Source organism: Persicitalea sp. (assembly GCF_041751555.1).
Taxonomy (GTDB): Bacteria; Bacteroidota; Bacteroidia; order Cytophagales; family Spirosomataceae; genus Persicitalea.
This window is the reverse complement of record NZ_JBGSXF010000101.1, coordinates 1-12034: the sequence shown is the minus strand read 5'-3', so window position 1 is coordinate 12034 and position 12034 is coordinate 1. Positions and strand designations below refer to the sequence as shown.

At 52.7% G+C, this 12034-nt stretch carries 9 protein-coding genes; all 9 read left to right on the top strand.

Features of this window, described 5'->3' with window-relative positions:
• A partial coding sequence (locus ACEW8P_RS03420; RefSeq protein WP_373511706.1) for a helix-turn-helix domain-containing protein occupies positions 1-527 on the top strand: 527 nt, incomplete at its 5' end.
• Positions 528-778: 251 nt separating this feature from the next.
• Positions 779-1747, top strand: a complete 969-nt coding sequence (locus tag ACEW8P_RS03415) for a dihydrodipicolinate synthase family protein (protein ID WP_373511705.1) — start codon at positions 779-781, stop codon at positions 1745-1747.
• 29 nt (positions 1748-1776) lie between these two features.
• Positions 1777-2994 (top strand): sialidase family protein, encoded by a 1218-nt coding sequence (locus ACEW8P_RS03410; RefSeq protein ID WP_373511704.1) that lies wholly within the window; start codon positions 1777-1779, stop codon positions 2992-2994.
• A gap of 50 nt (positions 2995-3044) precedes the next feature.
• A complete protein-coding gene (locus ACEW8P_RS03405) occupies positions 3045-6062 on the top strand; it encodes a SusC/RagA family TonB-linked outer membrane protein (RefSeq protein WP_373511703.1) in 3018 nt (1005 codons plus the stop codon).
• A gap of 28 nt (positions 6063-6090) precedes the next feature.
• Positions 6091-7602 (top strand): RagB/SusD family nutrient uptake outer membrane protein, encoded by a 1512-nt coding sequence (locus ACEW8P_RS03400; protein ID WP_373511702.1) that lies wholly within the window; start codon positions 6091-6093, stop codon positions 7600-7602.
• Positions 7599-8993, top strand: a complete 1395-nt coding sequence (locus ACEW8P_RS03395) for a DUF3748 domain-containing protein (RefSeq protein ID WP_373511701.1) — start codon at positions 7599-7601, stop codon at positions 8991-8993. The genes ACEW8P_RS03400 and ACEW8P_RS03395 overlap by 4 nt, the downstream gene beginning before the upstream one ends.
• Positions 8994-9262: 269 nt before the next feature.
• Positions 9263-10672 (top strand): anthranilate synthase component I family protein, encoded by a 1410-nt coding sequence (locus ACEW8P_RS03390; protein ID WP_373511700.1) that lies wholly within the window; start codon positions 9263-9265, stop codon positions 10670-10672.
• 25 nt (positions 10673-10697) lie between these two features.
• Positions 10698-11264, top strand: a complete 567-nt coding sequence (locus tag ACEW8P_RS03385; protein WP_373511699.1) for an aminodeoxychorismate/anthranilate synthase component II — start codon at positions 10698-10700, stop codon at positions 11262-11264.
• A gap of 15 nt (positions 11265-11279) precedes the next feature.
• A partial coding sequence (gene trpD, locus ACEW8P_RS03380; RefSeq protein WP_373511698.1) for an anthranilate phosphoribosyltransferase occupies positions 11280-12034 on the top strand: 755 nt, incomplete at its 3' end.

The following is a 12034-nucleotide window of genomic DNA, read 5'->3' as shown; positions in this document are numbered from 1 at the left end:
ACGGGCTGCTCCTGCGCGGTGAATTAGCCGAACAGATCCGGCCTCTCATGGCAGAACTCGTTGCCGCATCCCCGCTGAGGCGAATTATGATCCTGCTCGATGTTCTCAATCAATTGGCTCATACAGAGTCAATCGAGTCACTGGCTCCTGGCTACACCTTTTACCAGGCTAATGAGCAGGAAACAATCCGGCTTAACCGAGTCTATGACCATACCCTGGCTAATTTCACGCGTGAGATAACATTGGAAGAAATTGCCGCTGTAGCCAGCCTGAGCGTGACTTCATTTTGTAGGTACTTCAAAACAATGACGCACAAGACCTACCGTCAATTTGTAAATGAGATTCGGATCAGCTACGCTTGCCGGGCGTTGATTGAAGGCCGACACTCCATTCAGGTGATTTGCTTCGAGAACGGCTTCAACAATCTCTCCAATTTTTATCGGCAATTCAAGAAAGTTCAGGGCATTTCCCCGCTTGAGTACCAGAAGAGCCAACAAGCCAAGCTTGCCTCTCGCTACCTTCGATAATCTGCATTTTTGGCGCATATAACTCTGTTTCCCTTCCTTTTATTCGCTAAGCGGGTTGTACCCATTCTATTAACAAAAATGACATTTTTGTTGAACGACATGATAATCTAGTACAATTGTCGCGTGTTAAAATCTAATTCCTTTGTGATATAATATAATAAAGTAGTTCTATGGGTTAATCCTGTCCGTAGTAGCTATACGATCCTGTTTTCTTCAAAACCATTGGTTTTCTTACCCCCAGCTTCTATTCCATGACCCAAACGCCTAACAGTTCTGCCCCCCTGCCCCGCGGTTTTATACCCGTAATGCTCACTCCTTTCCTGGAATCCGGAGAAGTCGATTTTCCGGGCCTGACGCAACTGACGGAATTTTACCTGGAAGCCGGAGCCGCCGGATTGTTCGCCAATTGCCTGTCCAGCGAAATGTATGAACTGACCGATGAGGAACGACTGGCTGTAACCCGCCACGTAGTCGAGACGGTCGCGGATCGGATACCCGTGGTGGCAACGGGTACTTTCGGCGGGTCGCTGCCCAAACAGGCCGACTTCATCAAACGCATTTACGATACGGGGGTACAGGCCGTCATTGTGATCACAAGTCTACTGGCGCAGCCAGACGAGAGCGACGAAATTTTTATGGAGCGCATGCATAAGCTTCTGGACTTGACGGAAGGTATTCCCCTGGGAATGTATGAATGCCCGGTACCCTACAAACGACTCATCGACAGTCAAATGCTAGCTGAGCTTCTACCTACGGGCCGGATCGTGTATCATAAAGATACTAGCCTGGACGCCGACGAGGTAGCCCTTCGCCTAAAAGTGGGGAAGGAGTACCAGTTTGGGCTCTACGACGCTTATATGGTCAACGCCGTTTCGTCGCTGCAAGCCGGGGCGGCGGGTTTGTCCTGCATCCAGGGAAATCTGTTCCCGGAACTCGTCGTCTGGCTGTGCGCCAATTACGATAAGGCTGAGCGGACAGAAGAAATAGCCAAGGTGCAGCGATTCTTTGACGATTGCATGGATTTGGCCCATACGGCCTACCCGATCCTGGCTAAATATTGCCTGCAAAAGCGCGGCTTGCCCATCTCACTTCACACCCGACGGCAGGTAGATCCGCTTACGCCAGAAATCATTGCTGAATTTGACCTTTTAATGACGAGTGCTGCCCAGCTTTCGGAAGAAATCGGCCTGTCATTAGTGTATTCCCACCAACCTGCCTGAGCTCTTTGAACATCAAAATTTCTTGACCCATGAACAAATACGAATACCCTGGTTTCCATTTTTTTGCAGGAGCAATTACCTCGCTAATCTGCCTGGTTTTGCTGGGCTCAATGCCGACTTTGGGCCAAGATTTTAGCAAAGTACCTGGCATGGTGATCGACCATTTGCCCATGTCAGGAGGGGACTACGTGGGTTCGCCCAGTATTATCATTATGCCCGATGGCAAGTACATCGCCTCGCACGATGTTTTTGGCGGTGGCCCGCTCCCCGAGCATACGCACGTTTTTGAGTCCGCTGATCGGGGGAAAAGCTGGAAAAAAGTCGCCGAGCTGGATAGTTTGTTTTGGCCGACGCTGTTCGTCGACAATGGCGCGCTTTACCTTTTCGGTGCGACTCGGGAATACGGCCGGATGTCGGTTCGGCGCTCCCAGGACGGTGGCCACACCTGGACCCCCACCGAGCAGGGGATTCTATTACCAGAAGATGGCTTTCACTGCGCCTCGGTTCCGGTGCAGGTGTTCAAAGGACGCCTTTGGAAGGGCATGGAGCGCAATGTTCCGGTTACTAGCTGGGGTAATTTCCAGAGTTTCGTGGCCTCCGCCCCGGTGGGTTCCGACCTCCTCGATCCGAAAAGCTGGTCGTTCACGCCGCGCCTCACCTATGACCGCGCCAATTGGAAACCGGGTAGCACTTGGCTGGAAGGCAACGTGGTCATGGACCCCGAGGGCCAACTCTGGAATATCCTGCGCGTCAATCCCGGAGACGACCGGGCCGCGATGTACCGCGTGGGCAGCGACGGGAAAACGTCCGATTCGGCCTCAGTCAAGTTCATCGAATTGCCCGGTGCCGCCAAGAAGTTCAACATTCGTTTCGATCCCAAGTCAAAACTATACTACACCTTCACCAACTACGCCCTGCCCGAAAACCGCGAAAAGCACCGCGGGGCCAGAAACTCGCAAGTGCTGCTCTCATCGCCTAACCTGACCGACTGGACCGTGCGCGGCCTGGTTCTCTATCACCCCGATGTGGAGAAACACGCCTTCCAGTACCTCGACTGGCAGTTCGACGGCAAAGACATCGTCATCGCCTCGCGCACTGCTTACGCCGACGGTCTGGGCGGCGCGCACCGGGCGCACGACGCAAATTTCCTGACCTTTCACCGCTTAAAGAATTTCCGCAAATACCGCACGCCTAAGGCTTGGCGATCCCTTATGGAAGGCATCACGGACTTTGCTGTCCTGAAATAAATTCAATGCTTCTAAGTCTTTCATTCCTAACCTTTTAACCAATACCGATTATGAAACGAAAGCTATTTTGTGGATTATTGATCCTGCTGAGTTTGCAGGTTATGGCGCAGGAACGGGCCGTCACGGGTACGGTGCGCGATGTGAGCGGTGAGCCGCTGGTGGGTGCCAGCATTTTGGTAAAAAACACGACGCGCGGCACGACAGCCGACGCCAACGGCAAATTTTCGCTGAACGTTCCGGCGGGTTCTCAAGCCACGCTGGTGGCTTCCATTATTGGTTTTGTCACGCAGGAAGTTGCGCTAAGTGCTTCCCAAACGAGCGTGGAGATCATGCTAAATGAGGACAACAAGAAACTCGACGAGCTGGTCGTGGTGGGTTACGGTACCCAGAAAAAAATTAACCTGACGGGGGCCGTAGCGAGCATCGACGCCAAGGAAATCGAGAACCGTCCCATCACCAACGCCAGTCAGGCGCTTCAGGGACGGATTGCGGGACTGCTGGTAACCCAAACGGGCGGACAGCCCGGTAGTGAAGACATTGGGCTGCGTATCCGGGGAACCAGTTCGCTGAATAACAACGACGTGCTGGTGATTGTGGACGGCGTTGCCATGTCGATGAAAAACCTTAATCCCAACGACATCGAGAGTATTTCGGTGCTGAAAGACGCGGCTTCGGCGGCTATCTACGGTGCCAGAGCATCCGGAGGGGTTATTCTGGTCACGACCAAAAAGGGTAAGGCAGGCAAAACGCGCGTCACGTATGACGGCTACGTGGGGAGGCAGACACCCACGATGTTGCCAAAAATGGCGAACGCCTACCAGCACGCTCTGTTGTACAGAGAGGCCGAATTGAACGATAACCCCGGCACGACGTCGCTGACGTTTTCGGAGGCCGACATCGAAAAGTACCGAACCGGCGAACTGCCCAGTTCCGACCGATTCGGCTATCTGTTTAACCCGGCTCCGCAGACGCAGCACAATGTGGGAATATCCGGGGGAGCCGAAAACAGCAACTATTACATATCGGTGGGGTATATGAAGCAGGGCGGTATTATGCGCAACACGGGCTACGAGCGGTTGAATATCCGTACCAACAATAATTTCAAGGTAGGAAAGCGGCTGGATATCGGAATCATGACGCAGTTTTCACCCTCGCTGCAAAAAGGCCCCTCGGAAGCCAGCTTTCCCAACGGCCCTACCCGCACCATAAGCGACTACATGTTCGAAGCCTTGCGCCGGGGGTCTATTCACCCCATTTTCACCTCCGACGGGCAATGGTCATCGGTAACGGCCTGGGCCAACCGGTTCGGACTACAATCGGAAGAGGGCGGATTTTCGCGGGAGCGGCTCAACCGCCTGACGGGCGCGCTGACCCTGAATTATCGGATTCTGGATGGGCTTTCGGTGAGCGGAACGTACAGCGGAAAGTTCGACCAGACACGCCGGGTGGATTACAGCAAGCGCATGAAATTTATCAGCCCGATCGATCTAAAAACGGTTGACTTCGACTACAACACAAATTCACTATTGAACGCCAATCAGGCCGACTATTACCATACCATGCAACTGTTGCTGAATTACAGCAAAACGTTTGGTGACCATACCGTAAAGTTGCTGGGTGGTTTCTCGCGGGAGTGGAATCAGTACCAGGCTGAGACGGTTGGCCGCCGAAATTTCCTGACTGACGAAATTTACGTGGTCAATGCCGGATCTGCCGATACGCAAACCTGGACGAGCAGCGGAACTGCTTCTGAATGGGCCATTCAGTCTTATTTCGGGCGGGCCAACTACGACCTCAAGGGCAAGTATCTGGTCGAGGCGATCTTGCGCTACGACGGCTCTTCCCGTTTTGCGGCTCCGGTGCGCTGGGGCTTGTTCCCTTCCGTTTCGGCGGGCTGGCGCATTAGCGACGAGAACTTCCTGAAAGATAGCCGCCTCATCGACAACCTCAAATTGAGAGCCTCGTGGGGACAGGTGGGAAACCAGAATGTGGCGCTCTACCAATTTGCCTCCTCGGTTAGTACCAACGCCTATTATTTCAACGGTCAGCCCAATACCACCGCTTTTTACAGCGGCAACCCAAACCCAGATCTGACCTGGGAAACCAAGCGGACCATCAATCTGGGGGTCGATGCGGGTTTATGGAACAACAAACTTACGATGGCATTCGACCTATTTCAGGACCGTACCAGCGGTATTCTCCTACAGCCGCCCGTGCCGGACACTTACGGACGGGGCCGGGTATTTCAAAACGTAGGCGTGGTCGACAACAAAGGCTGGGAAATTGACCTCCGCCACCAGAATCAGCTGGGCAACCTGCGCTACAACGTGGGCGTACAATTGTCCAACGCCCGCGAAACGGTTGTGGACGTAGGTGGTCAGGGGCCAAGAATCAGCGGAAGTACCATTACCGAGGTAGGGTACGGGGTCGATGAATGGTTTGGCTGGGAAGCCGCCGGATTATTTCAAACGATAGATGAGGTAAAAGCAAATTCTTTCCAGAATATCAAAACCGGTCCTGGTGATATCAAATACGTGGAACACGGCGGCAACCCGAAAACTATATCGGCCGACGACCGGGTACACCTGGGCCGTCAGAATTCGATTCTGCCTTATGGCGTGAATGTAGGTTTGGCCTGGAAAGGCTTCGACTTCTCAGCTTTTGGTCAGGGCGTTGGTTACCGGCTCACCTACATGTCGAGGGTGGGGTGGCATGCCTTCGACAACGGTATTTCTTCGGCCATGGAAATGCACCTCGACCGCTGGACACCCGAAACGCCCGATGGTTATTTCCCAAAATCCCGCATTGGGGGCGTAAACAAAGCCTTCTCGTCGTTTCACTTGCAGAACTCAGCCTACTTCCGGCTGAAAAACATTCAGTTGGGCTATTCGATACCGTCCCAACTGACCGAGCGGTTGAAGATTTCGCGGCTGCGGGTATATTTTAGTGGTGAAAACCTGCTGACGTTTACCAAACTCAGGGCCTTCGATCCCGAAGCCCCCAATGGCACTGGCAGCTTCTATCCACTTAGCAAAGTGGCCACGTTCGGTGTGAATCTTTCTTTGTAATGACCGACAATCTTAAACCATCATTCTCATGAAAATATTTCGTTTTTTGACCCTTGTCCTGTTCGTTTGCTCGGTAACGGCCTGTCAGGATGATTTTTTGGAAACGTTACCATTGACCGCCCCGTCCGATAAGTCATTTTGGAAAACCGAACAGGATGCCATTTCCTGGATCAACGAGGCTTACCGGGATCTGCCGGGTGTCAGCGATCATCAGTTCAACGGCATGAGTGACGATGCTTACACGACGGTCGTTGCCAACGGTACGTATGAGCCAACGACATCCCTCATTGCCCTCAAATGGGATTATAGTACCATTCGGCAATGCCTCGAACTACTGGCCCGTGTCGATGGCGTAACCGGTATAAACCCTGATCTTAGCAAGCGGCTCAAGGGAGAAGCGCAGTTTATCATTGCGTTGCGCTACTTCGAGATGACTATGCTCTACCAGGATGTGCCATTGGTGGATAAGGTACTGCCGCTGGCGGAAGCCGACATTCCGAAAAGCGATAAGGCCGTTGTGCTCAAATATGCGCTTGATCAATTAGAGAAGGCTATTCCTAATCTACCAGTTCGCTATCCTTCCGCCGCCGACAATGGACGAATTACCAAAGGGGCCGCGCTGGCGCTAAAAACCCGGATGATGTTGTTCAACGGAAGGTGGGCGGAAGCAGCGGCGGCAGCGAAGGCCGTGATGGATTTGAACGAGTATCAGTTGCACCCAAAATTCAATGAGATATTCCTGAGTTCGTTCAATAACAAGACGAAGGAAGTCATTCTGGCTCGTCAATACGCCGAAGGCCTGGATGTTCATACCCTCCATTTTGCGTACGCTTTTTACCTGGTAGGCGGCAACGGTTCCTCTTTGCCGCTGCCTGATCTAGTGGATTCATTTGAGGCTAAGGATGGGTTGCCGATCACCCAATCGCCCCTCTACGACCCGCTCAAGCCGTTTGCCAATCGCGACCCCCGTTTTGCCCAAACGTTCATCACGCCGTTTGAGACTTTTGCCGGGGTAGTTTATGATCCCATTAATAACAAGGATTCCAAAGTGCAGGCCAAAACGTACATCTACTTCCGGAAATACATCGCCGACCTGGTCACGCAGCAGCGCTCCAGCTGGGTCAACTGGATTATCTTCCGCTACGCCGATGTGCTGTTGATGTACGCCGAGGGGAAAAACGAAGCCTCGGGGCCAGACGAATCAGTGTACGCCGCCCTCGATCAAATCAGGACACGGGCCGGGATGCCAAAAGTAGATCGCACCCGCTACGGTACCCAGGCCACTCTGCGTGATTTTATCAGGAACGAACGGCGGGTAGAACTAGCTGCGGAAGGACTGCGGTACTACGATATTCTGCGCTGGAAGATTGCCGAAAAAGTGCTGAACAAATCAGTGGTCAGCTACACCATACCAGGCGTTTTACCGCTCCAGAAGCTCGAAACGCGGGTCTTCAATCCGGCCAAGCACTATGTCTGGCCCATTCCGCAAAGAGCCATCGACAACGCGACAAAACTGGAACAAAACCCCGCCTGGAAGTGAGGTTCGTTATCGTTTTTTTACTGATAATCATTCTTTCCGGCGGACTGCTGCTTTCCACGCAGCAGTCCGCCGGATTGCTAACGCCTATGCCCACCGAAACCCAACTCACCCACGACGCCTGGGGCCACACCCTGAATAACACGCAAGTCTTTTCGCCCGACGACCAGTGGGTGGTGTACGATACCCGCAACCTTGATACGGAATTAGGCAAAAATGGCTCCGTCAGGATGCTGAATATGCGAACCGGAGAAGATCGGCTGCTTTACCAGACCCAAAACCAAACCGAACACGGCCCCGGTGTGGGCGCGGCGACCTTCTCGCCCACGCAACAGCGGGTACTTTTCCTGCACGGCTTGCGCAACGCGAACGCGGGGCAACCCTACGCCATGACGGGTCGCACAGGCGTCGCCATTGACATAAACCAACCCAAAAAACCGCATTTTCTCGACGCGCGGGACGTGACACCACCCTTTACGCCCGGCGCTCTCCGGGGCGGCACCCACGCTCATCAGTGGAGCGGCGACGGCGAGCGCATTAGCTTCACCTACAACGATGCAGTTCTGGAAAAACTAGCCGTCGATAATCCGGCGGTGGCGGATTTGCGAACGGTGGGGGTGATGATTCCGGGAAAGGGTGTGAAGGTCGCGAATGGAAATAATGAAGAAGAATTCAGCGGCGAAGGGTTTGCCGTAGTTGTGACACGGATGACCGAAAAGCCTGGCCTCGGCAGCGACGAGATCGACCGGGCTTTCGATGAAACCTGGATTGGCCGCGAGGGCTACCGCAAACCGGATGGAAGTCGGCAGCGGTATGCGTTGGCTTTTCAGGGGAACGTCCGCAATGCGGCTGGGCAAACGGTCACGGAAGTGTTTATGGTGGATCTGCCCAAGGATTTAACGAAGCCCGTGGCCGGTCAGCCCTTGGCGGGTAGTCCGACGACACGGCCCAATCCTCCGACGGGCGTAACGCAGCGGCGGGTCACTTTTATGGAAACAGGCATCGAAGGACCCCGATCCTGGCTGCGCAGTACGCCCGATGGGAGTTTGATCGGCTTTTTGACCAAAGATTCCTCCGATTATATCCAGCTATTCGGCGTCTCGCCCAACGGCGGTGCAACCAAGCAGTTGACGAATCAACCTTTTTCCATTCAAACGCCGTTTAATTTCAGCCCTGACGGGAATTTTGTAGCCTACGCCGCAGATAATTCCGTTTTCATCACCGATTTGCGGACGGGGCAGCCGCAGCGTCTAACGCCGCGTTCGACCGACGATGACGGTCCTATCAACGGAGTCATTTGGTCGCATAAAGGCGATTGTGTAGTTTATAACCGCTACGTCACGACTCCACAAGGTAGATATATTCAGATTTTCCGGTTGTTTCCTTTTAAATAATTCCCAAAAAATTTGGTACTCCACTTTTCATTCCTATATCTTTGCACCCATTAAAAAGAAAACGCGGTCATTCCGCTCAGTTCTCAATCCCTATGAATCATTCCCTGAATACTGCATGGTGGTGGCGTTCCTCTCTCCGAGATGAATAGGAAAGCCTTTATGCGTACTCAGTAAAGATACAGACATAAAAAGCGGCTCGCTGTTCATCAGAACGGCGAGCCGCTTTGTTTTACTTTCAGTCCAAATTGGAACCCTGTTAACACTAAACCATGAAATCTTTTCCCATAAAAACTACCCACAAAAAGCTCCTGGCCGATACGTTGACGCCCGTTTCGATTTACCTCAAGCTGCGCGACCGCTTCGTGAACACGCTTTTGCTGGAAAGCTCCGATTACCACGGCAACGACAATTCCTTCTCCTACATCTGTTGCGATCCGGTAGCTTCCTTCGCGCTCAATCAGGGAGAAGTAGTGCAGCAGTTTCCCGGTCAGGAAAAAGAAACGCTTACGCTTTCGTCGCCCAAGGAAGCTATATCAGTCTTACAAGCTTTTGCGCATCGATTTGAGTCTGAGTCCAATGGCTTTCCTTTCATTACCAACGGCCTTTTTGGGCATATTACCTACGATTCGGTAGCGTACTTCGAGGATATCGAAATGCAGCCGGCTTCGCCCGAAACGGCGATCGACCAAGTTTTTTACCAAGTCTATCGCTACGTCATCGCGATCAACCACTACAAAGACGAACTATACATCTTCGAGCACAACTACGGTGACGGCAGCAGCGGCGAGGGTCTGGAGCAAATCGAGATCATCATTAAGAACCGAAATTTTCCGACTTATACCTTCAAAGCCACGACTGACGAAACGTCCAACGTAACGGACGACCACATGCGCGGCGTGATTCAGACCTGCATCGACCACTGTCATCGCGGCGACGTGTTCCAGATCGTGCCTTCGCGCCGTTTTAGTCGTGATTTTCAAGGTGATGAGTTCAATGTTTATCGGGCGTTACGATCTATCAATCCTTCACCGTACCTTTTTTTCTTCGACTACGGCAACTACAAGATTTTCGGCTCCTCGCCCGAGAAGCAGATTTTTATCAAGGATGGTCAGGCCGAAATACATCCGATGGCCGGAACATTCAAGCGGACAGGCGACGATGCTGCGGACGCAGAAGCGGCCCAACAACTCCTTAACGACCCCAAGGAAACCGCTGAACACGTGATGTTGGTAGACTTGGCCCGCAACGACATCAGCCGAAGCTGCGACGCGGTGAAAGTCGAGGCGTACAAAGAAGTACAATTCTATTCCCACGTCATTCACCTCGTTTCGAAGGTGGTGGGTACTATGAAAGAAGGCACGAATCCGCTGCAATTGGTCGCTGACACTTTTCCGGCGGGTACTTTGTCTGGTGCGCCCAAGCACAACGCCATGACGATCATCAACGGGCTGGAAACTACCAATCGCAGCATCTACGGTGGCGCCATCGGGTTTATGGATTTCAACGGCGATTTTAACCACGCCATCGCCATCCGCACTTTTTTGAGCAAAAACAACAAGCTGTTCTATCAGGCGGGCATGGGCGTAGTAGCCAAATCTAATGTGGAGAGCGAGCTCAACGAGATAAACAGCAAACTGGCGGCTCTCCGCAATGCCATCGTTATGGCCGAAACTATTTGATTTAAAGCATTTTGCAAATATTTATATGAAAATCCTGGTTCTCGATAATTACGACTCCTTTACCTATAATCTGGTGTATATTCTGCGCGAGCTGCACGATAGGGTAGAGGTAGTTAGGAATGATAAAATCACGCTGGAGGCGGTAGCTGATTACGACAAAATCTTGCTTTCGCCCGGTCCGGGGATTCCCTCCGAGGCGGGCATTATGCAGGATATGGTGCGTGAGTACGCGGCTTCTAAAAGCATTCTGGGCATTTGCCTCGGCCATCAGGGCATCGGTGAAGTGTTTGGCGGTACGCTGGAAAATATGACCGATGTGTTGCATGGCATCAGCGATCAAAACATTGTGACTGATTCAGATGAGCGTCTCTTCAAAGGTTTACCTGCGCATTTCGACGTGGGTCGTTATCACTCCTGGACAGTCGTTCCCGAAAGTGTTCCTGACACGATGACGATTACAGCTGTGGATGATAAAGGTCGTGTGATGGGTTTATCTCACAAAAAATATGACGTACGCGGCTTACAGTTCCACCCTGAATCTGTGCTGACTGAACACGGCAAAGAAATGCTGCAAAACTGGCTGAACGCTTAACCACTCACCCCTTCAATGAAAAAAATACTCGACCATTTATTTGAATACAAAGCCCTGACCAAAGAGCAGTCGAAAGAAGTACTAACCGGCATCGCCAAGGGCGACTATAATACCTCCCAAATTGCCGCCTTCCTGACAATTTACGCCATGCGCAGCGTGACGGTAGCCGAGTTGGAGGGCTTCCGCGACGCTATGCTGGAACTTTGCCTAGCGGTGGATTTAGCAGATTACGATCCGATGGATGTCTGCGGAACGGGGGGTGATGGTAAGGATACCTTCAATATTTCGACGCTCTCATGCTTCGTGGTGGCGGGAGCGGGGCAGCGCGTGGCCAAGCACGGCAACCACGGCGTGTCCTCTACCTGCGGTTCATCGACGGTGCTCGAATACCTTGGCGTGAAGTTCAGCAATGAGCAGGATTACCTTGAACGGGCGATCGCCGAAACGGGTGTCTGCTTCCTGCACGCGCCTTTGTTTCACCCCGCCATGAAGAACGTCGCCCCGGTGCGGCGGGAGTTGGGCGTCAAAACTTTTTTCAATATGCTCGGCCCGATGACCAATCCGGCTTTCCCCCAAAAACAGCTTGCGGGCGTGTTCAGCCTTGAATTGGCGCGGCTTTATGCCTATCTTTACCAGCAAACCGACAAGAACTTCATGGTCGTTCACGGACTGGATGGTTACGACGAGGTTTCGCTGACGGGGCCGTTCAAAGTCATTACCCCGCAAGCCGAGCAAGTACTATCCCCCGCGCAGTTGGGACTCGACACCTT

Excerpts from the sequence above, each read along its gene's own strand:
- ACEW8P_RS03400 (WP_373511702.1), top strand. The coding sequence starts at position 6,091 with ATGAAAATATTTCGTTTTTTGACCCTTGTCCTGTTCGTTTGCTCGGTA.
- ACEW8P_RS03390 (WP_373511700.1), top strand. The coding sequence starts at position 9,263 with ATGAAATCTTTTCCCATAAAAACTACCCACAAAAAGCTCCTGGCCGAT.
- ACEW8P_RS03385 (WP_373511699.1), top strand. The coding sequence starts at position 10,698 with ATGAAAATCCTGGTTCTCGATAATTACGACTCCTTTACCTATAATCTG.
- ACEW8P_RS03405 (WP_373511703.1), top strand. The coding sequence starts at position 3,045 with ATGAAACGAAAGCTATTTTGTGGATTATTGATCCTGCTGAGTTTGCAG.
- ACEW8P_RS03410 (WP_373511704.1), top strand. The coding sequence starts at position 1,777 with ATGAACAAATACGAATACCCTGGTTTCCATTTTTTTGCAGGAGCAATT.
- ACEW8P_RS03415 (WP_373511705.1), top strand. The coding sequence starts at position 779 with ATGACCCAAACGCCTAACAGTTCTGCCCCCCTGCCCCGCGGTTTTATA.